General features: G+C 55.2%; 20 protein-coding genes. 10 read left to right on the forward strand and 10 right to left on the reverse strand.

What is annotated here, in order from left to right; translation table 11 throughout:
* Nucleotides 1–164: 164 nt before the first annotated feature.
* Complete coding sequence (locus HOV93_RS23920; RefSeq protein WP_207399084.1) at nucleotides 165–692, reverse strand: DUF7691 family protein; 528 nt, start codon at nucleotides 690–692, stop codon at nucleotides 165–167.
* Between the two features lie 834 nt (nucleotides 693–1526).
* On the opposite strand from HOV93_RS23920, the gene HOV93_RS23925 reads away from it, so the two are divergent.
* The 3 genes from HOV93_RS23925 (at nucleotide 1527) to HOV93_RS23935 (ending at nucleotide 5349) form a co-directional block, all read left to right on the forward strand.
* Nucleotides 1527–2162, forward strand: coding sequence for a hypothetical protein (locus HOV93_RS23925; RefSeq protein WP_207399085.1), 636 nt, complete (start codon nucleotides 1527–1529; stop codon nucleotides 2160–2162).
* A gap of 120 nt (nucleotides 2163–2282) precedes the next feature.
* Nucleotides 2283–4010, forward strand: coding sequence for a flotillin family protein (locus HOV93_RS23930; RefSeq protein WP_207399086.1), 1728 nt, complete (start codon nucleotides 2283–2285; stop codon nucleotides 4008–4010).
* A 436-nt stretch (nucleotides 4011–4446) separates the two neighbouring features.
* A complete protein-coding gene (locus HOV93_RS23935; protein ID WP_207399087.1) occupies nucleotides 4447–5349 on the forward strand; it encodes a hypothetical protein in 903 nt (300 codons plus the stop codon).
* 42 nt (nucleotides 5350–5391) lie between these two features.
* Here HOV93_RS23935 and HOV93_RS23940 read toward each other — a convergent pair whose 3' ends face one another.
* A complete protein-coding gene (locus HOV93_RS23940; protein WP_207399088.1) occupies nucleotides 5392–6453 on the reverse strand; it encodes a type II secretion system F family protein in 1062 nt (353 codons plus the stop codon).
* Between the two features lie 179 nt (nucleotides 6454–6632).
* On the opposite strand from HOV93_RS23940, the gene HOV93_RS23945 reads away from it, so the two are divergent.
* From HOV93_RS23945 to purQ, 3 genes are read left to right on the forward strand one after another with little or no spacing between them, the layout of a single operon-like run.
* On the forward strand, nucleotides 6633–7493 hold the full coding sequence (locus HOV93_RS23945; RefSeq protein WP_207399089.1) for a prephenate dehydrogenase: 861 nt from the start codon (nucleotides 6633–6635) through the stop codon (nucleotides 7491–7493).
* On the forward strand, nucleotides 7474–10398 hold the full coding sequence (gene purL, locus HOV93_RS23950; protein WP_207399090.1) for a phosphoribosylformylglycinamidine synthase subunit PurL: 2925 nt from the start codon (nucleotides 7474–7476) through the stop codon (nucleotides 10396–10398). Before HOV93_RS23945 ends, purL begins: the two co-directional genes overlap by 20 nt.
* A gap of 22 nt (nucleotides 10399–10420) precedes the next feature.
* On the forward strand, nucleotides 10421–11200 hold the full coding sequence (gene purQ, locus HOV93_RS23955; protein ID WP_207399091.1) for a phosphoribosylformylglycinamidine synthase I: 780 nt from the start codon (nucleotides 10421–10423) through the stop codon (nucleotides 11198–11200).
* 33 nt (nucleotides 11201–11233) lie between these two features.
* Here purQ and HOV93_RS23960 read toward each other — a convergent pair whose 3' ends face one another.
* The 6 genes from HOV93_RS23960 to HOV93_RS23985 form a co-directional block, all read right to left on the reverse strand.
* Nucleotides 11234–11554 (reverse strand): type II toxin-antitoxin system RelE/ParE family toxin, encoded by a 321-nt coding sequence (locus tag HOV93_RS23960; protein WP_207399092.1) that lies wholly within the window; start codon nucleotides 11552–11554, stop codon nucleotides 11234–11236.
* A 1-nt stretch (nucleotide 11555) separates the two neighbouring features.
* On the reverse strand, nucleotides 11556–11825 hold the full coding sequence (locus HOV93_RS23965; protein WP_207399093.1) for a hypothetical protein: 270 nt from the start codon (nucleotides 11823–11825) through the stop codon (nucleotides 11556–11558).
* Nucleotides 11826–11905: 80 nt separating this feature from the next.
* Nucleotides 11906–12883 (reverse strand): ABC transporter permease, encoded by a 978-nt coding sequence (locus tag HOV93_RS23970; RefSeq protein WP_235990912.1) that lies wholly within the window; start codon nucleotides 12881–12883, stop codon nucleotides 11906–11908.
* A gap of 16 nt (nucleotides 12884–12899) precedes the next feature.
* Nucleotides 12900–14411 carry a sugar ABC transporter ATP-binding protein gene (locus HOV93_RS23975; protein ID WP_235990913.1) on the reverse strand — a complete coding sequence of 504 codons (1512 nt, stop codon included), beginning with the start codon at nucleotides 14409–14411 and terminating at the stop codon, nucleotides 12900–12902.
* 13 nt (nucleotides 14412–14424) lie between these two features.
* Entirely contained in the window at nucleotides 14425–15612 is a 1188-nt protein-coding gene (locus tag HOV93_RS23980) for a substrate-binding domain-containing protein (protein WP_207399095.1), read from the reverse strand.
* 361 nt (nucleotides 15613–15973) lie between these two features.
* Entirely contained in the window at nucleotides 15974–17611 is a 1638-nt protein-coding gene (locus HOV93_RS23985; RefSeq protein ID WP_207399096.1) for an arylsulfatase, read from the reverse strand.
* Nucleotides 17612–18010: 399 nt separating this feature from the next.
* On the opposite strand from HOV93_RS23985, the gene HOV93_RS23990 reads away from it, so the two are divergent.
* Together HOV93_RS23990 and HOV93_RS23995 are read left to right on the forward strand one after the other, a co-directional pair.
* A complete protein-coding gene (locus HOV93_RS23990) occupies nucleotides 18011–19336 on the forward strand; it encodes a GDSL-type esterase/lipase family protein (protein WP_207399097.1) in 1326 nt (441 codons plus the stop codon).
* 115 nt (nucleotides 19337–19451) lie between these two features.
* Entirely contained in the window at nucleotides 19452–20126 is a 675-nt protein-coding gene (locus HOV93_RS23995; protein WP_207399098.1) for a hypothetical protein, read from the forward strand.
* 257 nt (nucleotides 20127–20383) lie between these two features.
* Here the strand turns inward: HOV93_RS23995 and HOV93_RS24000 are convergent, their stop codons facing one another.
* Nucleotides 20384–20815, reverse strand: a complete 432-nt coding sequence (locus tag HOV93_RS24000) for an OsmC family protein (protein ID WP_207399099.1) — start codon at nucleotides 20813–20815, stop codon at nucleotides 20384–20386.
* Between the two features lie 227 nt (nucleotides 20816–21042).
* Between HOV93_RS24000 and HOV93_RS24005 the strand changes: the two genes are divergently transcribed.
* Nucleotides 21043–23571 carry an arylsulfatase gene (locus tag HOV93_RS24005; protein ID WP_207399100.1) on the forward strand — a complete coding sequence of 843 codons (2529 nt, stop codon included), beginning with the start codon at nucleotides 21043–21045 and terminating at the stop codon, nucleotides 23569–23571.
* 104 nt (nucleotides 23572–23675) lie between these two features.
* On the opposite strand, the gene HOV93_RS26265 is transcribed toward HOV93_RS24005, so the two are convergent.
* Entirely contained in the window at nucleotides 23676–23804 is a 129-nt protein-coding gene (locus HOV93_RS26265; RefSeq protein WP_261358660.1) for a hypothetical protein, read from the reverse strand.
* 241 nt (nucleotides 23805–24045) lie between these two features.
* Here HOV93_RS26265 and HOV93_RS24010 point away from each other — a divergent pair, with 241 nt between their 5' ends.
* A complete protein-coding gene (locus tag HOV93_RS24010) occupies nucleotides 24046–24954 on the forward strand; it encodes a serine/threonine-protein kinase (RefSeq protein WP_207399101.1) in 909 nt (302 codons plus the stop codon).
* Nucleotides 24955–25148 lie beyond the last annotated feature (194 nt).

Consider the following 25148-nt stretch of genomic DNA (forward strand, 5'->3'; position numbering starts at 1 on the left):
ATTCAGGGCATGATAGATCGAACCTCCCTCATCGGCACGCTTTTGTCGAGGCATGGCACTTCACCGAGCAGCAAATGGGATCGTGGACTATTACTGAATAGTGTATCATACCCCCAAGGCAGATTAAAGACCCCCGTCCCCTTTTCTTCCCCCCCTTTTCTTCCCTATCCCCATACCAATACGACTCCAAGCCGTTTCTTTTGTGCAAACTTGAATACCTCGATGATTTCGCTTGCGTCCTCTTCAAGCTCACCATCGTCCGCAATTTCCCACTGTTCTTTGATGGAATCGACAATGCGAGGCAACTCGTCGGACTCAATTGTGCCTATGCTTGGGAGCCCGGTGGACCCTGGCAATTGGGTAGGAGGGTTGTCAAGAAAGCGAGTGATCGACTGCTTTTGGGAGTCTAGGATATAGCCATTCCAATCCTTCTTGGCCAGAAAGCGGCACAACTCTTCCAGAGCATAGGCATGTTGTGCATAATCGTCCGACAAGGACGCCTTCCCCGCCAACAAATTTTCCAGAGCAGTCGCTAGCGGAACACGACCGGATCCAGGATCGAAATCATCTTCATCGTCAAATTCATCTGGATTTGAGCGAATGATCTTCTTCTGGAGCTTTTCGTCTGCCTCGCCAACAGTGTCCCTCAAATTTTTCAAGTCGATTGCATATGCACTGAGTGTGTAGCTCATTCTTAATCCTTGAGTGTTCTGGTTTCGTTAGTTATCGAATACCCGACCGCATTCCCGGCCAGTTAGTCGGTGACAAGTTTCGGGGAACTCGATCCGGGTTGCGTGGAGGCCTAAATCCCTGAACTCCGACTTTGTACTCAGTTTCTTTTCTGGTTATGTGCAACCTAGTGACAACCGCGAGCATCACATCACGGTCACTGTACGAAGAGCGAGGATAAGGGGTCAGGACTCGTGTCGTGAATTAATGCTTCCATTGTTGAGACATACTTTACGAACTTCGTTAAGTCGGGCAAGCAAACCGGTCCCCTTGTCTCCGTCGACACCTCGGGCATACCAATGCCTGAAAGGCCTTGCCTGGTAGCTACTCAAAGCGATTAGCCGTGGCCCGCCAAGCAGCCATTTGAACGTGCAGGACGGCCTGTACTTGCGATCGACAAGCAAAGCCAGACAGTTGGCCCAATTTACCCTGGTACATGAGAGGATGCGAGCGTCTTCTGACAGCGGCAAATCGATCCCTGCCGAGGTGGCCCTGTGTCCACCAGAGAGCCGACAGACTCGCAAGTTCTTATCAGATAACCCCAAACGACAATACGCCCAGAGCTTGCACTCTCGGCGTTTTGCGTGAACTGGATTGTTGGCGGAAATACCGTCCCAAAGAAAGGCTCCCCTTCCCCGCGAAATTCATTTGACGACCTGCCCCCCATACCCCAAGATACGGGCAGAAGGGCTTCCTCGCGGATTTCCGCATTTTGTGACCAAGATTGCCGCAAAATGGCCGAATACCCGGATGAAATGCAGCTTCGGTTTTGCTTATCTTTGTGAAAGGTCGGTCTGATGTCCCTGTACCTGGTGTTTCTCGGCTGTGCTGTTGTGGCTGGAACGGTGTTCGTCCTCCAGTTTCTGCTGGCGGTCGTGGGCGTGGGCCTGGAAGGGACCGATTTCCCCGACGAAATCCCGGATGATATCCCCGACGATGTCGGCGGAGACTCGCACGGTTCGACGGCCTTGTTCGGGGTGCTTTCGTTCAAAACCATTGTCACCGCGCTGACCTTCTTTGGTCTCGCTGGTTTGGCCTGTTTGTCGGCCGGTTTGAACGAGCCGGTCTCGTTCACCATCGCGGTGGTCTTCGGTCTGGCTGCCATGTACGGGGTGCACTGGATGATGCAGTTGATGATGAAGCTGGCCCAAGATGGGACCGTTCGCATTCGCAACACGGTGGGCGAGCACGGGACGGTTTACATCCCCATTCCGGCCAATCAAAGCGGTGTCGGCAAGATCCAGGTTCGCGTGCAAGATCAGCTGGTCGAGTTCGCTGCCCAGACCACTGCCGACGAAAAGCTCACCACCGGCACGCCGGTTCAGGTGATCGAAACCGTTAGCCCGACGATCGTGCTGGTCGTTCCGCTTTCGACCCAAGTCGACGCGCACCCAGATTCCGCAGAACCGGAACAAACGGCGCAAGCCCACTAAAAAAACGTCTTGTCTGCTGACGACTGCCCCAGGAAGGGTAGTCTGTGACCTACATACACCTAGATGTGCCAGCGCGCGGATTGCGCCCGCACCAAGCCCTGACAACGAGGAACCCCGTTCATGCAGTACGCACTATTGATCGCCCAAGGCTCTGACGGACTACTGAGTTGGTTCGGAACGACGTGGGGCATCCTTTCGATCATCGTCATCCTGGTCGTGATGGCTTTCTTCGGTTTTTTGATCCTGCTGCAAAGCCAATACAAACGCTGCCCGAGTAACCGTGTGCTGGTCGTTTACGGTCGGACCGGTGGCGGCAAGTCGGCCCAAACGGTTCATGGTGGTGCCAAGTTCGTCATCCCGCTGGTGCAGGACTACGCCTACTTAAGCCTGGAACCAATTCAAATTGAAATCCCGCTGCGTGGTGCGCTTTCTTCGGAAAACATCCGCGTGAATGTCCCTAGCTGCTTTACCGTCGCCATTGGCACCATGCCGGGCGTGATGGACAACGCGGCCGTCCGTTTGCTGGGTCTCACTACGAACGAGATTCGCAAACAGGCCGAAGAGCTTATCTTCGGTCAGCTGCGTCAGGTCATCGCTTCGATGGGGATCGAAGAGATCAACCGCGACCGCGATACATTCCTCGAACACATTCAACGTTCGCTGGAGCCGGAACTCAACAAGATCGGCCTGGTGCTGATCAACGTGAACATCACCGACATCACCGACGAGTCTGGCTACATCGACGCCATCGGTCAGAAGGCCGCCTCGCTGGCCATTCAATTGGCCCGTGGTGACGTGGCCGACAACGAGAAGATGGGTGAAATTCGTGTTGCTTCGGCTCAACGTGACCGAGAAGTCGAAGTCGCCAACGCGACCAAGGCCCGGATGATTGGTACTCGCGAAGCCGAACGCGAACAGGCCATTCGGATCGCCGACTTGAACAAAGAACAAACGGTCGGCGAACGTGCCGCCGAGTTCGAGCGCGAAGCGAAGGTGAAAGATGCCGAGCGTGAAAAGCGTATTCGCATGGCCGACGCCGACGCCGCGGCGATCATCGGTGAACGCAACGCCGAGTTTGATCGCGAAGCGCAGGTGAAAGACGCCGAGCGAGCCAAGCGTATTCGTATCGCCGAAGCCGACGCCACGGCCATCGAAGGGGAAAACCTTTCCGAAGCCAAGGTCGCTGCCTCGAAGGCCGAACTTTCGGTCAAGAGAGCCGAAGCATACGAACGCGGTGAAATCCGCAAACGCGAAGCGGAAGGTGCCGTGCAAGAGGCCGAGAACCGTGCCCTGGCCAAAGCGGCCATCGCCGAGGCCGAACGCGTCGAAGCGGAGAAGCGAGCCTTACTGGAAGCACCGGCCAAAGCCGAGAAAGCCAAGATCGAAGTCGATTCGGCTGCCGAAGCTGCCAAACGACGCATCCTGGCCCAAGCCGAAGCCGACGCGATCTACGCCAAGCTGGAAGCCGAAGCCCGCGGTGAATACGAGAAGCTGGCCAAGAAGGGTGCCGGTTTGAAAGCGATCGTCGAAGCTTGCGGTAGCAGCAAGGAAGCTTTCCAACTGATGCTGCTCGAACACCTCGACACGCTGGCCGAAAGCAGTGCCAAGGCCATCTCGAACATCAAGTTCGACAAGGTCGTCGTCTGGGAAGGTGGCGGTCAGAACGGCCGCTCGAACACCGCCGACTGGCTCAGCGGCATGGCCAAGACCTTGCCTCCGATGATGCAGGTCATGAAAGACATCGGCGGCATCGAACTACCAGAAGCATTGGTTCGCTACACAGAAGACCCCGAGTCGCTGGCCAACGGCCAAAACAAGCCGAACCAACAGGAACCTTCGGCCAACTAACGTTTGCCCAGGACCTAAAAAACCACATGAATAGCCGCCCGCGTGCGGCTATTCTCTTTTCTTGCCGGAGGCCGCCACTTCTCCAAGCTAATCGTCTTGCATCGTCAAATGCTTATGATTAAATCAGAGGAGCGGTAGAGTTATTTCATTCGGACTTGGATCACGCAAACCAAATAGACGGCGGTTTACTATGGGAAAGAAAACTCCTGGCCCCATCTGCCGAACGCGCGGACATGGCTGCCCCGATAAGCAAACGCTGGATAAGTCACGATCGAATGTTCAACGACCAGTCGGTACGGAAAAGAAAACGGCGAACTTCCAGGAACAGGAGCTAGGCACCTGGAATAGTTTCACCGAGACCATAAGTGACACTGCCAATGATGTCCTGAATACAGTCTGGGACACGAAGTCATTTTCATGGGTACTTGCCCAGATTTTGAAAAAACTGGGGGAAGATCATCATTCGTGGAAGTTCAAATTCTTTGCCCACTTTTTATCCGGCGGTGGCGAAGCCATGACGGAATTTACCCAGGTGCCAATGGATTGGCAGAACGCCATCCGGCAGAACTGGCGGAAAACCAGCAGCATTCGCCGAGATGTGATGAAGGCCCAGAAAGCCAAGTACCCTAAAGGTAAATTTAGAATCAAACCTTATAACTGGGGCGTGGAAGATCTGACTGGCGCGTTGGGGCACTTTGACCTGACGTATTCTAAAAAAAGTAAAACAGAAACCTACTTGATCGAAGACTACTATGATTTTCCCTATTACGATGAGTCCGACGGCCTACTAAAAGACCACGGCGCGACACTTCCCCCATCGCTTCCAAAATGGATGAGCGATAAGCTCATCTCCCTACTTCCAACTCGTGGATACGCCGTTCCAGAGGGAAAATCTGCAGGCTCCAATCAAAAGTTCAAGATCGTCCAAAAGAATAATGGATCGCTACTATTGACCATTCCCACCGGCTGGCTCCGAGCCAATGGGAAAGCCTTTAACGTGTCGGCGTCCTTCAATAACCAGTTCAATATCGAAAAATATATAGCTGCGTTTGATGAAGAATCGTACGTCTTCTGGGAGGCCCTCGATGAAGATGACCTGGCACATGACCTGATATTCGTGAAAAGCGAAGCACAGCAGGTGAAAGTCTTCAACCATTTAAAGGCCAAACGGCCCGCAGAAGTCGTCGACGTCGCCAAGTATTTCGTCGAGGACCTCGTTGCCCGAACCTCTCCACCGACGATTGCCGATTTGAGTAAAAAACCAGCGTTGACGAACCTGCTCCGGAGCTTTTTAAACGGAACTCCCCTTGCCAGCAAACTGCCGGCTGCCAAGAAGTAGGCCGTCACATGCCCTGAACCTAAGGATCCTCACATTTCTGGTTCAGCGCCGCGGATCACCCAGCGGGTTGTTCAGCGCCTCGTTGAGCGGATTCAGGTACAACGCAAAGAACAGCTTGAAGATCACCATGACGATCAGTCCGGCAATCATCATCCAGATGATCACGCCCCCAATGACCGAAAGCGTGAGAAGCGCGGCCCGTGCTTTCTCTTGATACAAGTTGGAAAGCTTCTCCATCGACTCGGCCAGCATCCCCGAGATTTCGCCCGTTTCGACGACATCCAGAAAGTCTGGCGGGAAACTGCGCGTCTGTCGTAATATATTGTGAATCTCTTCCCCGGCTAAAAGCTCGCGGTCGATCTGACCAGCAAACTGCTGATAGTACTGACTACGGCTGGCTTCCAGCGACAACCGCATCGCTTTGCGGATCTCCATCCCGCCGCCAATTGTCAACGACATAGCCCAGGCCATACGCGACAGACAAAGCGTCCGGATCGGGACACCGAGGCCAGGTATGTTCATCAACAATCGGTCGAGCTGCAAGAAACTAAACTTGCCGCGCGACCACATCAAATAGACGCAGAAGCATAAAAAGACGATCGTTCCGATGATCGCGAAGAACTCAATAGCCCCCTTCGCCCCGACCAGCCCGATACCTAGAGGGTCCATCTTTTTCCCGGTCATCTCCGAGACCCAACCCATCATATAGATCAGAAAGCCAACGATCAGAATCGCCAGCACCAACTGAATCATTGGCCATAGGATACCGGCCAGAAACGAACGGCGGAGCGTAATCTGATGCTCGTACTGATCGGCCAGCTCCAGGAAGATGCGATCGAGATGCCCCGTTTGCTCGCCCAGTTCCACCATCTGTCGAAAGAGTTTCGGAAAGTATTCTCCCGTATGATTGATCGATTCATGCATCGTGTGTCCATCTTCGATGCCGTCGACGATCACCTGCATGTTGTAGCGAAGCGAACCGGTGGCTCGCTCCGCTTCTCGTTTCCAGATCCGCAAAAGATCGACCCCAGCATGCAGCTGATTACCGATCCGACGACACAGTTGAACGAGTTGATTGGTGCTGATACGGGGTGAGAAGAGCATACGGTCGTTTGAAGTTGTCGGTGTTCAGTTTTCAGCAAGAGACGCAGCACGCCTCGACAAGGTCTGCTCCCATCTTACTGAAAACTGCACACTTCACACTGAAAACTCCCACAACTCCTGCTTACGCTCAGTATTTTGTTATAATCTTCCATTCTCCCGTAACTTCCCAGGCAAACATCGTGGCTTCAGACTTCAAACAAATCGCGATCCTCGGCGTTGGGCTCATTGGTGGCTCGATCGGGCTGGCTGCGCTGAAGCGAAAGATTGCCGATAAAGTGGTCGGCATCGGTCGCAGCGAAGAAAAGCTGGCCAAGGCTAAGCGGCAAGGCTGCATCACCGAAGCCACCACCCAGTGGCAGGCCGGCATCCGTGGGGCCGACTTAGTCGTGGTCTGCTCGCCGGTCGAGTCGATTGTTCCACTGGTTGAACAGTTGGTCCCCTTTTGCCAGCCTGGGACCATCATCACCGATGCCGGTAGCACCAAGCAGAAGATCGTAGACACCCTCCATTTGAGTGAGTCGATCCGCGGCCGCAAAGAGGTTTACTTCGTCGGCAGCCACCCGATGGCCGGCAGCGACAAGAGTGGCAGCGATCATGCGACGGCCGATCTGTTTCAAAATCGGGTGACAATCGTGACGCCGGTGGCCGAAACGGAAAGAACCGCCAAAGCGACTGTTCGTAAATTTTGGGAGTCGCTCGGCAGCGAAGTCCACGAGATGAGCCCGACCGAGCACGACGCCGTCGTGGCCGCTACGAGCCACATGCCCCACGTTATCGCGGCATTGGTGGCGGCTTCTACTCCCGAAGCGATGCTACAGTTCACCAGTACGGGTTGGGCCGATACCACGCGTATTGCCGCCGGCGACATCGATTTGTGGCGTCAAATCCTGACGACCAATCGGGGCCACGTCTTGCAGTCGCTAGCGAACTTTGAGAAATTGCTGGCTGCCTTTCGAACCTCGCTGGAAGCAGGACAGGAAGAGCACTGGATCAAGCTCCTAAAACAGGGAAAGCACCACCGTGACATTGTGGGAAGTTGATATCTATCCCGCTTCGGGACACGTCGATCGATTGGCCGCCTCAATCGTTGCCGATGCCGAAGACCTGCAAATAGCCACCCACCTCGAAATTGCCACGGCACACGGATTCCTCGTCCAAGCCGATTTCGACGCGGATCACATCAAGCTGCTCGCCGACCAATTGCTGGTCGACAACGTGGTGGAAAGGGCCGTCGTAGCCCAAGCCGGCGAGGCTATCCTGGTGGAAGCGCCCTCCAATCTGTACGACCGCCTGATTCATGTCATGCCCAAGCCCGGCGTGATGGACCCGGTCGCTCAAAGTACGCAGACTGCGATCGCCGACTTCGGCCAACCCGCCGAGGCCGTTCGCACGTTCCGCAAGTACTGGATCGGCGGACTCGACGACGCCCAAACCGAACGCCTGGTCACCAAGCTGCTGGCCAATGACTCGGTCGAACAAGTCGTCCAAGGACCGATCAACCTCGAACGTCTCTCCTTCGGGACGTCGCAGCCGTTCGAGTTGAAGACCGTCAATATCCGCGAGCTAGACGACGATCATCTGCAACTGCTCAGCAAGCAAGGCCAGCTCTACCTGACGCTGGTCGAAATGCAGACCATCCAGAAGTACTTCCAAGAGCTGGGCCGAGACCCGACCGACATCGAGCTGGAAACGGTCGCCCAAACCTGGAGCGAACACTGCAGCCACAAAACGCTCGCCGGTAAGATCGCCTACAAAGACGAAAAGCAAGAGCTGCACTTCGACAACATGTTGAAGGAAACGATCTTCGCCGCGACCCAGCAAATTCGTAAGAACCTGGGCGACGACGACTGGTGCGTAAGCGTCTTCAAAGACAACGCCGGCATCGTCACGTTCAACGACGAGTACAACATCTGTTTCAAGGTCGAAACGCACAATCACCCCAGTGCCCTGGAACCGTACGGTGGTGCCAACACCGGCATCGGCGGCGTGATTCGCGACCCCATGGGCACCGGCATGGGTGCCAAGCCGATCTGCAACACCGACGTCTTCTGTTTCGCTCCGCCCGAGACCGACCCCGGCAGCCTCCCGCAAGGCGTGCTGCATCCGCGCCGCGTGATGAAAGGTGTCGTCAGCGGCGTGCGTGACTATGGCAACCGCATGGGCATCCCCACGGTTAATGGCGCGGTTTATTTCGACGAACGCTACCTGGGCAATCCGCTGGTTTATTGCGGCAACGTCGGGCTCATTCCCCGTGAAATGTCGTTCAAAGAAGTGAAGCCGAACGACCTGATCGTGGCCGTGGGTGGCCGCACCGGTCGAGACGGTATTCACGGCGCGACGTTCAGTTCGGCCGAACTCACCAGCGAAAGCGAATCGCTTTCCGGCGGTGCGGTTCAAATTGGGAACGCGATTACCGAGAAGATGGTCCTCGACGTCCTGCTCGAAGCCCGCGATCGAAACTTGTACAACGCCGTGACCGACTGCGGTGCCGGTGGGTTCTCGAGTGCGGTCGGCGAGATGGGAGAAGAGCTCGGGGCGGAAGTCTGGCTCGACAAGGCTCCTCTCAAGTACGAAGGCCTGACCTACACCGAGATCTGGATCAGCGAAGCCCAGGAACGTATGGTCCTGGCCGTGCCGGAAGAAAAGTGGCCGGAACTGCGCGACCTGTTTGCTTCTGAAGGAAGCGAAGCCGTTGTGCTCGGCAAGTTCGTTCCGACCGGCAACCTGACGCTGACCTACAACGGCAACAAGGTTGGCGAACTCGACATGCGGTTCCTTCACGATGGCCGCCCGCCGATCGTTCGCGATGCGGTGTTCACGCCTCCGACGACTATGCCGCTGCAGCTAAACGGCACCGACGGCAAGTCGCTCGGTGACGACCTCCGCAAGATCCTCAGCTCGCTCAACGTGGCCAGCAAGGAATGGATCATTCGCCAATACGATCATGAAGTGCAAGGTGGCAGCGTCATCAAGCCGCTAGTCGGCGTGCAGAACGATGGCCCCAGCGACGCGGCCGTTGTGCGTCCGGTTCTCAACAGCCGCAAAGGCATTGTCCTTTCCTGCGGGATGAACCCACACTTCGGCGACTTCGACCCCTACGACATGGCCGCCAGTGCGATCGACGAGGCCCTGCGAAACTGCGTTGCCGTGGGAGCCGATCCTTCGCGGATTGCCATCCTCGATAACTTCTGCTGGGGCTATACCGATCGCCCCGAAACGCTCGGCACGCTGGTCCGTGCGGCGTTGGCTTGTCGCGACTTGGCCATTGCCCTGGGCACACCATTTATCAGCGGCAAGGACAGCCTGAACAACGAGTTCAGCTACTTCGACGATCATGGCGACAAGAAAACAATCGCCATTCCGTCGACGCTGCTCATCAGCGCCATGGGACAGGTCGAAGACGTTTCGACCTGCGTCACCATGGACCTGAAAGAGCCTGGTAATCGCTTGTACCTGGTCGGTTTGACCAAGGACGAACTGGGCGGTTCGCACTGGTGCCTGGTGAATGACAAGCTCGGTGGCGAAGTCCCCACCGTCGATACCGACCTGGCCAAGAAAGTCTTCGGCGGCATCTTCGCGGCAATCCAAGCCAGAACGGTTCGGGCATGTCACGATCTGTCTGAAGGCGGACTGGCCGTCACCCTGGCCGAGATGGCCTTCGCTGGCGGAATCGGGGCCGACGTCACAATCGATGGCATCCCACATGAACTCGACAGCCCCTCGGCGGTCGCGCTGCTGTACAGTGAATCGAATACCCGCTTCGTCTGCGAAGTTCCTGAAGCAGCGGCAGCTCAGTTTGAAGCCGCACTCGCAGATGCACCCTTCGCCCACATCGGTCAGGTAGCCAACCACAAAGAGTTGGTCGTCAAGCAAGGCGAAACCATGCTGCTTGACGAGCCCATCGAATTGTTGAAACAGGCTTGGCAAGCTCCCCTGAATTGGTAGTGACACGGAAAGACTTCGTACCATGGCTCAGCCCAAAGCCTTATTGATTCGCTCGCCTGGAACCAATTGCGACCAGGAAACCGCCTATGCTTTCGAGCAGTCAGGTGCCGCCGCCGATCGCGTGCACTTGAACCGCTTGTTGGAAAAGCCCGAGCTGCTGCACGACTATCAGATCCTCGCCCTCTCAGGCGGGTTCAGCTATGGCGACGACATCTCGGCCGGCCGCATTGTGGGCAGTCAGTTCCGTCATCATCTGATGGATGCCGTCAAAAAGTTTCACGACGACGGCAAGCTGATCCTGGGCATCTGCAATGGGTTTCAGATCTTGATCAAAACGGGCCTACTACTGGCCGACGACGAGCAAGGCCTGCCTGCCAGCACCCTGGCCTGGAACGACTGTCACATGTTTCAGGATCGTTGGGTAAACCTGAAAACATCCGGCAACAAGTGCGTCTTCCTGCAAGACATCGACCAGATGTATCTGCCGGTCGCCCATGCCGAAGGACGTTTTGTCGCTCGCAACGAAGAGACACTCAACCGCCTGGAAGCAGCCGGCCAGCTATGTCTCACTTACTCTGCCAATCGCGAAGGGGAAGACGACGTCACCTTCCCCGATAACCCCAACGGTGCCCAGCGTCACGTGGCCGGCGTGTGCGACGAAACAGGCCGCATCTTCGGCCTTATGCCCCACCCCGAACGCTACATCGACCGAACCCATCACCCCCGCTGGACCCGCGGCGAAGGCACCGACCCCGGCGAAGGGTTGAAGCTATTCCAGAACGCCGTGGCGTTCTTTGGGTAAGAGTTACTCTACTGCTTTATCGATTGAACGAACTCACCCCTGAGTGAGTTCGTTTTTCGTATCTCGACTTCCATGCAGAACACGAACGACCACAACGCGTTCGGTAGAACTTCGATAATAGATAACGTATCTCTTAAACTCGCGGATCAACTTGGCACGTAAATTCGGTTCGCCTGGGATCACGAACGATTCGCCAATTAATGGGTTCGATGCAAGCAGATTCATCGTTTCTTCGGCTCGGATGAGAAATCGATGTCCCAATTCCGGATGCTGATCGGCGAGATACTTCGCGATTTCAAAGAGATCGATCAAGCACTGTGGCGACTTGATCAATTCCGCACGACTACCCGGCACTTCACTTCCCTTGCTTTTCTGCCAGGTACTGGTCGAGTTTCACGTGAAGGTTATTCCAATCTTCTCTCGTCAGTGGCCCAGCTTCTCCGCTATCGATTCCGGCCAAGATCGCGGCGACAACTTGCGGATCATCTTTGGCTGGAAGCAGTTCTCTCTCACTCAAAGTACGGTGGGCCATCAAAGCAATCGCTTCTTCAGGTGTCGTCGCATCGCCTGTGGCAATGATGCTGTTAATCACCTCTTCGGCAACACCATCTATTTTAATATTCATCACCTATCTCCCGAGGTTCGGCAACGGCTTCAGGTGAATTATACGATGAAACCCCAAGGGTTCCATCGCAAATTTTTGCGCTACCCGCTTGCCGCCCCGGCTTCTTGTTTGCGTCTTCTCGCATCGACCACGCGGCGGATGATTTCGTCGGCGATTACTCCGGCTAAGATCACAATGCCGATGACGGTCCCTTCCAATTCCGAAACTTGCAGCGTTTCGATGGCCTGGTACAGCTCGCGTAGGATGGCGGTTCCCAAGATAACCCCCAGGACCGAGCCGGTGCCGCCGCGAAGACTGCAACCGCCGAGCACGGCCGCGGCGATCGCGTACAGTTCGTAGAAGGTCCCTGCTTCGTTCGGGCCGACGCTGTTCAAGTCGATGGCAAACAGAATGGCCGAGATGCCAGCCATCAACGAACAAACCATGTAGGCCGCGATCGTGATCCAGTCGGTGTTGATCCCACTATACCGGGCTGCCTGTTCGTTGTTGCCAAGCGCCTTGAGGTAACGTCCGAAGGTCGTTTTGTTAAGCACCAACGCTGAGACGATTCCCAAGATCAGCAGCATCCAAAGTGGTAACGGAATCCAAAGGAAATCACTTGAGGTCAGGAAGCTGATGTCGGTGCCGTCGGCGGGGCTGACGAAGTTCGAGATCTTTTCGTCGTGCGCCAAATACCTGGCAACACTTCGCAGCACAAGCAATCCGCACAACGTGACCACGAATGGCTGAAGCTTCAACTTCGTAATCAGAAGCCCGTACCCGAGCCCGATTAGCATGGCGCCGACCAACACAATGACCATCGCCATGTAGGGATTCATTTGCTGGTCGTTGACCAAGATGCCGAACTGCACACCAATCAGAGCAACCATCGACCCCATCGAAAGATCGATGCCACCGGCGATGATCACAAACGCAGCCCCCAACGCCATGATCCCATAAAGACCGGTCCAGCGGGCCATGATGTCGAGATTGTAGACACTGGCGAACGTCGGCACAAAGAACGAAGTCACGCCGAAGATGGCCAGAATCAACAACAACAGAACAATATTTTTAAGCATTCAGTGCTTCTCTTTTTTAGACGGTCGTCAACTGCTGACCGGTGGCCAGATGCATGACCGCCTCTTCACTGAGTTGGTCGCGTGACAGTTCCCCAGACATGGCCCCTTCGTGCATCACCAGCACGCGGTCGGCCATTCCCAAGATCTCTTCCATTTCACTCGAAACGAACACGATTGCCACCCCTTTGCGGGCCAACTCTTCCATCAGCTCGTAAATTTCGTGCTTCGCGCCCACATCGATCCCGCGTGTTGGTTCGTCCAAAAGCAAAATCTTGGGGTGCATGGCCAACCACTTCGCGATGACCACCTTCTGCTGGTTGCCGCCGCTCAGGTATTGAATGATCTGCCGCGTGCTGGGTGTCTTAACCCGCATCCGCTTGACCATCTCTTCGGCCAGGTGTTGCTCTTTTCGCGGATCGACCCACGAAAGAAAGGACAGACGATGCAGCCCCGGCAGCGTGGTGTTCTGCCCGACGTCCATCGGCAGGACGAGACCCTGTTGCTTGCGATCTTCCGGCACGAGAAATATCTCGTGGGCAATGGCATCTCGGGGAGACCGGATCGCGGCTGGCTTGCCTGAGACCTCGATCGCTCCACCCTTGGGCGGATGAATGCCAAAGAGGGTCTCCAGCAATTCCGTCCGCCCTGCCCCGACTAGCCCGGCCAGGCCTACGATTTCGCCGGCTTGCAGTTGAAAACTAATTTCATGACCGGGATGCGCATGCGTGCGGACCTTGGTCACCTTCAATACCACTTCGCCTGGCGGCACCGGTTGGTGGGCATAGAACTGATCTAAGTCGCGGCCAACCATCAGGCGAACCATGTTCTCGTGGCAGATCTCGTCGCGGGCCAGTTCTCCACTGTTATGGCCATCGCGCAGCGCGACAACACGGTCGCACACACGGTGCACTTCGCTCAACCGATGCGAGATATAAACGATACTCACGCCGGAAGCTCGCAGCGATTGGATCACCTCGAACAACCGCTCGACCTCGCGGGCCGAAAGGCTGGAGGTCGGCTCGTCCATGATCAACAACTTCGCGTTGCAGGAAAGGGCCTTGGCGATTTCAACCAGTTGCTGTTGCCCAATCGAAAGTTCGGCCAACAGTTTGCGAGGGTCGATCTTCAGCCCGACTTGTTCCAGGTACTTGCGTGACAGTGCGTTGGCTTCAGCCTGATCGATCCACCCGAGCCGCTTCGGTTCGCGGCCAAGATAGATATTGTCGGCGACCGAGAGGTTATCGCACAGATTCAATTCTTGGTGGATCAACGCGATCCCCAGTTCCTGTGCGCTGTTGACGCCGCGAATGTCGACCGATTTCCCTTCCACGCGAATCGTGCCCGAGTCTGGCGATTGGATGCCAGCCAAGATTTTCATGAGCGTGCTTTTGCCCGCCCCATTTTCGCCGATGACAGCAATCGACTCGCCAGCACCAACCTGCAGCGAGACTTCGGATAAAGCCTTGACGCCGGGAAAGCGTTTCGAGATTCGCTCGACTTCTAAAAACGGAGGGGATGACGCGTTCATGGGCATCCGGCTTCTAGCTCTCCGCTTCCGTCGAGGATTCTTCCTTCATCGGCGTTGGCTCGGCAGAGGGCTCGGCAGAAGGTTCCTCTGCCGGTTTCTTCGGGGCAGGGGCTTCCTCTTTAGGCATGTACTTGGCGATGTCTGCAGGGATGGGCTTGTCCATTAACTCGTCGATCACACCGGCACTGCGTTCCTGGGCATTGAGCTGCTCCATCATGCCAACAAAGATCATCACATCGCCGCCGTCAGGAATGGCTTCCTTTACCAGGCGGCCCACTTCTCGGCCGGCGAGATAGTTATGCGTGCCGATATAAAACTTGCGCTCGCTGCTGGGTGCGTCCGAGTCGTGACAGATCACGTTACCGTCGAACGCCTCGACCGCTTTGTTGATCAAGCCGGTTTGGCTTGCCGGCGAGCTTGGGCTCATAGCCAACGCCTGGCTGCCGTCGCCGATCTTGCGTTCGATGAATCGCTTCTGCTCTTCCTGCGAACCATTGGGCGGATGATAAACTTCGCACTCGGCATTGAAAATCGGCTCGGCGACGCGAACACCTTCTTCGGCATAGTTCCAGAAAGGATCGACCGTGTTGGTCAGGAAGGCGATCTTTACTTTCTCGCTCGTATCGTAGTCTGGCTTGTTGTGCGGAGGTGGCGTTCCGTTGCCAGCTTTGATGCGGTTGAGTTCGGCCTGAAACTCTTCGACGTTGTCTCGGCGAATGGACTTGAACGGCACGAAGATCAAATTGCTATCGGGAATATCAAGCGACTGGCCGCGGGCCAAAGCCGAGAGGAACTCGACCGACTTGTAGCCAAAGACAAACGGCTGCTGAACGACCGTGCCGTGCACTTTGCCGTCTTCAATTCCCTTGAGCGTGATCGGGTCTTCGTCGAAACCGATGACCTGAATTTCGCCTGTCTTGCCAGCCCCTTCGACAGCACTCAAGATCATCGGCGGGTTATAAGCCCACAGCCCGACCATCGCTTTCAAATTCGGATTGTTGGCGATCGCCGATTCGGCGTTCTGCTTGGCCCGGGCATGGTCGGTATTGTCGGTGCGAATCCCGAGAATCCGATACTTGCCCGCTTCAATCGGGAACTCGTAACCACCGCTGCCGGCTGCCTGATTTTCGGTCTTGGCGCGGCAACTGGCAAACGTCGTGGCGACCAACAAAACCAGCAGCAATTTGGGAAGACGATTCAAGGGAAAGATCCTTCGAGGAATGCTTGCGAGGGGAAAACCCTAGAATTTGAAGATAAAAACGCTATCTTAAGCCGCAAACATACTCAAGGCAACTATCCCCCGCGTTAAAGCTCGCCTTAGCGAAGCTTCCCGCCCATCGCGATAGTTACAGGCGGCAGAGTCTTCCTGCGGGCGTTGTCACTAGATACGCGTGAGAAAAGGGGTTCGACAGCGATTCGAGCCAAGCCAATCACTCTCGAAAAGCCTGTGTTGGACGTCGTGGTATTGAAAAAAACCGCCGATGGAAAATCCACCGGCGGCTTTTATTTGGCTGAACCATACGTGATGTCACGCATCGAATCGGACCGTCGTTATTCAAATCTTAGTTGCCGGTCGGCAATCCGATTTTGACGCCCTCTTTGTTTAATTGATCGCGAATGTACTTGAAGCGCTGATAGCCCGAGAGCGTGATCGGCCCGGTGTACGTTTCGCTTTGCAATTTGCGTGGCGGGTACTCGACGTAGGTCTTCATCAACTTCACGATCGCATCGTTGAACGTGACCATCGTCCAGGTGCGTTCGGTGTAGTTGTTCATGAAGATGTCGTAGCGTTCTTGCGGATCTTGATAAAGGTCGAAGATCTGCGGCACGGTCGCCACGTAAGCCTTGGCACCCTTCCAGCCAAGATTGGTATCGACGGCCAAGCCGCCTGTTTCTTGACCGTCGTCGCCACGCAGGTTGAACACGGCCTTGTAATTACGAACCCGGGCAGCCCCTGGTGTCAGTTCGTCTTCGGTGAAGTAGAACCACGAATCACGTTCGCCTTTGCCGCTTCCGGTCAGAATCGGTGTCATGTCGACGCTGTCGAAGTAAATCGGTTTGTCCTCTTTGTCGTTCTTGGGCAACTCAATGCCAGCTGTCGAGGCAAACGTGGCCATCAGGTCTAAGCCGCCCACGATGTCATGGTTGCGAACGCCTGACTTGATTTTGCCTGGCCACATGGCGATGGCTGGCACACGGTTACCACCTTCACGAACGGTACCCTTGGTGCCACGAAATGGCGTGTAGCCGGCGTCGGGGTAGACGTCTTGCCAGGCACCGTTGTCGGTCGTGTAGAAGACCAAGGTGTTCTCGTCCAGCTTCAGCTCACGCAGTTTGTCGAGGATGTGGCCGATGCGTGTGTCTAGTTCGACCACCGAGTCAGCGTAGTTCGACTTCGACAGCGACTTGTGCTTGAATTCTGGGGCCGGCAGGTTGGGCTGATGGACCTTCATGAAGTTGACGTTGATGAAGAACGGCTTCTCGGGGTTCTTGGCCGCTTGCTCCAAAAACTTGATACCCGATTGCTCGACGTACTTGTCCATGAAGGGAATGCCCACGACACCCTTTTCAGGCGTGTCGACATACTGACCGTTGACCTTCCAGTCTTGCTTGGCAGGCTCGCCAGCTTTGCCAGACATCGATCCTTTGGTGACCTTGTCGAACATCTCGCGCAGCTTAGGATCCATGTCGGGGAACCAGGTCGGATCGCCATAGGTGTAGGCGTTGCAGTGATAGAGGAAGCAGTGCTCCATCTCGTCGTAACCGTGGGCGTTGGGCAACGCGTAATCGGCTTCGCCCAAATGCCATTTGCCGGTGAAATAGGTTTGATAGCCGGCCGTCTTCAAGACCGAACCGAGCGTCCATTCGGCCTTAGGCAAACCGCCCCCTTGGCCTTGAAACGCCACTGTTGTCATTCCGCTGCGATTAGGAATACGCCCCGTCTGCATTGCGGCACGCCCTGGGGTGCAGCTTGGCTGAGCATAAAACGAGAAAAAGGTCATCCCTTCGGCGGCCATCCGGTCGATGTTGGGGGTCGGCATGCCGCGACCGACGCCGCCACCGTACGGGCCCAGATCTCCGAAGCCAGTATCGTCCGAGACGATCAACAAAATGTTCGGTTTCTTGTCCTCGGCATGGGCCGATACGGCAAATCCCAGGAAGGCGATAATCGCCAAAGGCAAACAGCGGTAAATACTCATGCAAGACATTCTCTAAGTTACCTCACGATCAGAAGACATCGTGCAGAGAGCCCCTTTGCTCTCGTGCAGCATTCATTTCAACAGACCAATAGCGACGATCCAGCGTAAGCTGGCGACCGGCCATCTCGTACAAGAGAAGATGGCGGACATTTGAAACTGCGGCCCAATGAAAAGATCCCCCGATCGCCGCCGTGATAAGAACTGCCCCGAAAAGGCCGCTAAATTGAATTTATGCCTATAACGTAGCGGGTGCAAATAAAGATTGTCTGAATACGACAAGAACATCCAATTATTTGCACAAGACCGGTGATTCCTACACGGATGCGTCTCGATTCTGGCTTGACTATAATATGGCCGACTCCCCTACCCTCTCCTTTCCCTTGTCGTGAAAGAAACTTCATGCCGCACCACCTTCGCTTACTTCTCGCCTTGACTTTCGCTGTTGGCATGTTGAGTGCATCGCCACTGGCAGCCCAAGAGGCCAACCGTTTCGCCATCCCTGAAACCAACGATGGCATTCAGGGAGACGGCCCTGTCCGTCGTTACGATTGGTTCCGCAATCTCTGGCAGGCTCGTCGGAGCAACTGGTCGAAGCAGATCGAAAAGGACCAAAACGCCGTCGTCTTTTTGGGCGATTCGATCACCCAAGGTTGGGGCGACAACATGGGTGGCAGCTTCGGTGACATGAAGGTCGCCAATCGCGGCATCAGTGGCGACACAACCCGTGGTATGCTATTGCGTTTGGAAGAGGATGTCCTCTCCCTAAATCCCAAAGCCGTGGTCATGCTGATGGGCACCAACGACCTGGAAGAAAACGCCGAGCCGGAAACCATCGCGGCGAACGTGAAGTTGATTATCGAGGCGCTTAAAAAGCACGACCCCGAGATGCCCATCATCTTGTGCAAGGTCTTTCCTAGCTCTGCCAAAAAGAGCCGCCCTGCCGACAAGATCAAAAAGATCAACGAACTTTACGAGCAACTCGCTCATGGTGATTCTCAGGTGATCGTCCTCGAAACGTGGCTTCCTTTCGCCAACGAACAGGGCGATGCCAAGACCGAAGAGTTCCCCGACCTGCTGCATCCCAACAAGGCCGGCTACGCGACGTGGGCCGCCGCGCTGACGCCTATCTTTGCCACGCTCGGCTTTGTCGAAACCGAAGCCGATTCGTTCGAGCCAGAACCAGGCTTCGAGAGCCTTTTCAATGGCAAAGACCTTACCGGCTGGAAGTTCAAAGCCAACCCCGAACGCAAAGGCAAGAAGGTCAACATTGCCTGGCCTGTCTTTGAAGAAGACATCGTCTTCGACGGTCAGACCGAAAGCGTCGATGGTCGTTACCAAGCGATCAACGATCGTATCGTCGTCACCACGCCTGCCGAAGGTCGCCGCATTCAACAGATGTGGACCACACGCGAGTTCCCCGGCGACTTCGTTTTGAAGCTCGAATTCCGGGCTACTCCCAACGCTGACAGTGGCGTCTTCCTGCGTAAGCCTCAGTTGCAATGCCGCGACTACCCCATCGCCGGTCCTTATAAAAACCTGAAGAACTACAAGCCGCAAGACTGGAACGAGTTGGTCGTCACCGTCACCGGCAACACGGCTCGCTGCACCTGCAATGGCGAAGTCCTCGAGGAAGCGTTCAAGCTGCCAGAGACCGGACCCATTGGCCTGGAAGGAGATCGCGGGCAAATGGAGTATCGCCGAATTCGCGTGAAGGAAACGAAGTAGTCTCTTCTGAGAACGTTTTGAAAGGTAATTCGGAAAGAGCTAGAATCCGAACAAAACGCATGCACTGCGCGTTTGCACGCTGTCACGTCTTCTTAAAGTTTAGGTTTCCTAGTGTATGACTTTATTTAATGACTACCATCGGACCGTAGTGGGTTACCACGGCACAACGCTATCGGTTGCTCTCAGACTAGTTAATCGCATATCGAAATTTACATCCAGCGACAGAGACTACGACTGGCTCGGTAAGGGAGTCTACTTTTGGGAATACGCTCCCAAACAGGCTCTTAACTTTGCACAAATCCGACAAACACAACTTAAAAAGAAGAGAAACAAGAATTCCAAGGAGGAATATCGTGCCAATGAACCATTGGCGGTCGTAGCGGGTACAATACGACTAGGATTTTGCCTAGACCTGACCGACCCCGAGAATATAAAATACGTTTCAGAGGTTTATAAATCGTTCCAAGAAACAATGGACCTAACGGGCGAAGATTTGCCGAAAAACACTCGTAGGTATCGAAAACTGGACCGAGCCGTTTTTGATTACGCATATAAAGTTATTGAAGAATCGGACCCAAACTCACGAGTAGATACAGCAAGGGGCGTTTACGTACCAGCTTCAGGCAGCAAACGAATTTGGGAGGGAAGTTGGATCGCCCACGATACTCACCTTCAAATCTGCGTACGTAACACAGCAAGTATTCTTGGACTTTGGCTTCATCACCCCACCAAACTAGAGGTTAGCGATGCCTGCGAAACGCTCAAATCTTCCGGTGCCATCTTCAACTAAGAAGATTCGGAAAGCTAAGAAATCCTTCAAGAAGATGTCCAAGTCTGAGCGAATTGAGCTTATGGTTCGTGCTGGCGTATTGACATCGAAGCAAGCCGAACTTGCTAAGCAGAAACTGACCGAAGCCCCAAGTTAATTTGCCTGTGTCTGATCCTCGCTCATTTCTCTGCAACGAACCACCTAAGGTCCGTTACAAGAATTTTAAAAGCGTGCCATTGCCATCTTTTTTAGTTGACATACGAGACACATGGCCGCGGCTACGCTTCGAAGGTCACGTCTAAGGTGATCTTGGTATCGAGCACCTTCGAAACGGGACACCCAGCTTTCGCTTTGCCGGCTAGTTCTTCGAACTGCTCTTTCGTGGCCCCAGGCACCTTGCCGGTCAGGGCCAAGTGAATCGACGTGATCGCGAAACCATCGTCGACCTTTTCCAGGGCGACCTCGGCCGAAGTCTCCATCTTCTCGGCCGTGAGGCCTGCTTCGCCGAGAATCATCGAGAGGGCCATCGTGAAGCAGCCGGCATGAGCCGCGCCGATCAGCTCTTCAGGATTGCTCCCTTTCTGCCCTTCAAATCGGGCCGAGAATCCGTAAGTGTAGTTGCTGAGGGCTCCACTCTCGGTCGTAAGGCCACCTTTGCCATCTTTCAGACCACCGCTCCACACTGCCGAACCACGTCGCTTGATTGTCATATCATTATCCTTTGGAAAAAATGCTTAGGAAACGCTTCTTGTATCGTACGTCCCGGGGGGGCAATGGCTACTTCTCGCAGAACGTGCAAACTTGATTTCAATCGCACAGTTCACGAATTATTCACTAGCATTCCCCCCGCGTGATGCTCACAATATCTGGGATCAACTAGAGGTATCTTCAGTGAGATACGACCATCCCAAGGGGCTCATCATTCGGGGGAATTTCCATGAGCAGCATCTCTTCTTGCAGTCTATTTTGTCGCTCTCTTCTCGCTAGTCTATGTTTACTCGGAACCACGTTTCACGCGGCCAATGCCGAAGATAGTTCGTCCCCAGCGAGTGGTTCGCCGGCGGCGACGACGACGATCAGCGGCAAGCAACTTCCGGCTCCTAATGCAAAGTTCGGCGGCGACATCAAACACGATGCGCTCAGCTCGAAGCCTTGGTGGGCACCCCGGATTGTGCCGCCCAAGCAGGCCCCGAATGTCTTGTTGATCATTACCGACGACGCCGGCTTTGGCGTGCCCAGCACGTTCGGCGGTGTGATTCCGACTCCGACGATGGACCGGATCGCCAAGAACGGTTTGCGTTACAACAACATCCACTCCACCGCGTTGTGCTCGCCTACCCGGGCAGCGCTGATCACCGGTCGCAATCATCACTCGGCAGGCTTCGGTGTTATCTCCGAGCAATCGACCGGGTTCCCGGGTTACAACAGCATCATCGCCGAAGACAAAAGCACCATCGGGCGAATCTTGCAGGACAACGGTTACTCGACGGCTTGGTTCGGCAAAGACCACAACACGCCAGCGTTTGCGGCCAGCCAGGTTGGCCCGTTCGATCAATGGCCGACCGGCATGGGCTTTGAATACTTCTACGGTTTCGTTGGCGGCGACGCCAATCAGTGGCAACCGAACTTGTTTCGCAATACGACTCAAATTTATCCTTTCGAGGGTAAAGAGAATTGGAATCTTGTCACGGCCATGTCGGAAGATGCCATCGACTACATCCACCGCATGGACCAAATCGATCCGAGTAAACCTTTCTTCATCAAATACGCCCCAGGGGCAACGCATGCTCCCCATCATCCGACCAAGGAGTGGGTCGATAAGATTCGCGAGATGCACCTGTTTGACGATGGCTGGAACAAACTGCGTGAACGTATCTTCGAGAATCAAAAACGACTGGGCGTCATTCCGGCCGATACCAAGCTCGAGCCTTGGCCGAGCGATGTGATCAAGGACTGGGACGACTGCACGCCGGAAGAGAAAAAGCTCTTCATCCGTCAGGTCGAAGTCTTTGCCGCGTATGCCGCATACAACGACCATGAAATCGGCCGTGTCGTTCAAGCGGTCGAAGACATCGGCAAGCTCGACAACACGCTGATCATCTATATCAACGGCGACAACGGGACCAGCGCCGAAGGTGGCCCGCTAGGAACCCCCAACGAAGTCGCCTTCTTCAATGGTCTGAACATGCTGCCGGTCGATGTGCAGATGAAGTGGTACGACGTGTGGGGCACCGAAGAAACCTACAACCATATGTCGGCTGGTTGGTCGTGGGCTTTCGATACTCCCTTTACCTGGTTCAAGCAAAACGCGTCGAAGCTGGGTGGTATTCGGCAAAACATGGCCATCTCGTGGCCTGCCCGAATCAAAGATCACGGCGGCATGCGGCATCAGTTCTGCCATGTGATTGATATCGTTCCGACGATACTGGAAGTCTCCGGCATTCCGGCCCCGGAAACGGTCGACGGCATCCCTCAGGCCCCCATCGAAGGAACGAGCCTGGCTTACACGTTCGACACGGCCAACGCCGATGCCCCTTCGCAGCACAAAACGCAGTACTTTGAAATGATGGGCCAATGGGCCCTCTATCACGAAGGCTGGCTGCTAAGCACGAAGGTCAATCGGGCCCCTTGGGAGGCGTTTGGTGTTGCCAACGCCGATCCTCTCAACAACCAAGTGCTGGAACTTTACGACCTGACAACCGACTTCAGTCAGTCTAACAACATCGCCGATCAGCACCCTGACAAAGTCAAAGCGCTGAAGCAGGTCTTTATCGAAGAGGCCAACAAGTACCAGGTCTTCCCGTTGGATGCCTCGGTTGGTGCCCGGCTTGTTGCTCCGCGGCCTAATATCACGGCAGGCCGGACCGAGTTCACCTACACCCGCGCGATGACGGGTCTCCCGCAAGGCGACTCGCCGATGCTTCTTAACTCGTCGTATACCATTACGGCAGAGATCGAAGTTCCGAAGGAAGGTGCCGAAGGAATGATCCTGACTTCCGGCGGTCGATTCGCTGGATACGGCTTTTATCTCCTGGAAGGCAAACCGACGTTTCTTTGGAATCTGCTCGATCTGAAACGGGTCAAATGGCAGGCCAGCAAACCGCTGGCACCCGGCACGCACACCGTCTCGTTCGACTTCAAGTACGACGGCCTGGGCGTGGGGACGTTGGCCTACAACAACATGAGCGGGCTGGGTCGTCCCGGAACCGGCACATTGCTGGTCGATGGAGAAAAGGTTCAGACCATCGAGATGGACAAATCAATCCCCATGATTCTGCAATGGGACGAGTCGTTCGACATCGGATCCGATACGCTCACCGGGGTCAATGATAAAGACTATCTTCCCCCGTTTCCTTTGACGGCCAAGCTCAATAAGCTCACCATCAAGGTCGATCGACCCAAGCTCTCGCCTGAGGACATCAAGAAGCTAGAGTCCGCTAAACGCGAGAACAGTTCTAGCGAATAGCACGCTTCTTAGACCGTGAGAATTAAAAAGACCGCCGGCCCAATGCCAGGCGGTCTTTTTCGTGTTCGACATGCTTATGGGGTAAACGCCTCGCGGCACTACGCTTAGTGCGTGGTGTTCGTGGCGGTGTTGTTGCTGTTGGGATTACCGGTCGAAGGGCTACCCTTAGGTGCACAACCGATGATGAAAGCAGTCAGGGCTACGAGAACCATCAAGGATCCGAGCTTCTTCATTCGAATTTCTTCCTTTTTAAAGTGTCAAAAATAGGCCTAGTTACCTTAGCTATCTTACTTGAAATGAGGCATTTTTCCAAAGGGGGTGATTGGTTTGCCCAAGCTGCCTAGGCCGTAAATCCCGTCTGGCCCTGATAACGGGACAACTCAGGCCGCTATCAGAGTTTTCGTCGTCGATGGCCGAATATTGATGGTATTCATAGGAGTCTTTTGGCCAAGGATTGGTTCGGAAAGTCACGTTTTGACGACTATCGGCACATCACCATCGTTTTCACCCACGCGTCGCCGGTCGCCACGCTGCTTGTACGGTTCCTGGCAAGTTGGACCGCAACTGGGCGAAGGCACCTACTTCCGTGTCTTTCGAGCACGTCCCAGCGAAGGCGTTTTCAATGGGTGGGACTTTGCGCTGAAAACGATTCGTCCCGAGTTCAAAGGGGATCGACTGTTAATCCAGCGTATGGCTCGCGAAGCCGACGCTGGCAGCGAAATCACTTCGGCTCATATCGTTCCGGTCATTGATTCTCGGACTGGCTCCTTTGTCGTCATGCCGCGCGTGTGGGGGCAAACGCTCTCGCACATTCTTGCCGCCGGCCAAGCGTTTCCCCTGAGCAGCGCCGTATGGACAGCGCGGCAGTTGGCTCAGGGGTTAATGCACGTGCACGAAGCCCGTTGGATTCATGGTGATGTGAAGCCGGACAATATTGTGCTTTCCAACACCGGCCATGCCACGCTGATCGATCTCGGCTTCGCTCAGCGTGTTGATCTCAGTCTTCCCTGCACGAGCCGAAAGTGCGATCGCCAAGGCACCCTGCGGTATCTTCCGCCCGAGATGCTGACAACCAGCGTGCCAATACTACCCCAGGCCGATACCTACAGCCTGGGAGTGATTTTGTTCGAGCTAATCACAGGACGTCAGCTGTACGACCAGACGTCTACCAAAGCGATCGTGCAAGCTCAACTGTCGCAGCGAGCCCCTAACGTTCGGTCCCTGGTTCCGCACGTTCCGGGCTCGCTCGATAAGTTGGTCAGCCAAATGCTGGCCAAAGATCCGCTGCGCCGCCCCTGGCCAGATGCTGCCCTGGTACAGGAGTTGGCCGCGGTGGAAATCGAACTCCTCTCGCCTGACCCGCAAATGCAATTCGTCGCGTAACCTTTCGCGCAGCAAAAAGCAGGGTCTGAACAGCGCAGCGCAATCCAGCCCCCTCTCCACCGTACTCGCACAGAGAGAGTAAGGGTGAGGGGGCATCCCGCCGGAACACAGCGCAGCCGCGATCGAAGTTCCTAACCTTTACGGAACTTCATTGAACGTTTTCGATTGAACATCGGGCAAAAACACCTCACCCT

This window comes from Bremerella alba, from assembly GCF_013618625.1.
In the GTDB taxonomy this organism is placed as follows: domain Bacteria; phylum Planctomycetota; class Planctomycetia; order Pirellulales; family Pirellulaceae; genus Bremerella; species Bremerella alba.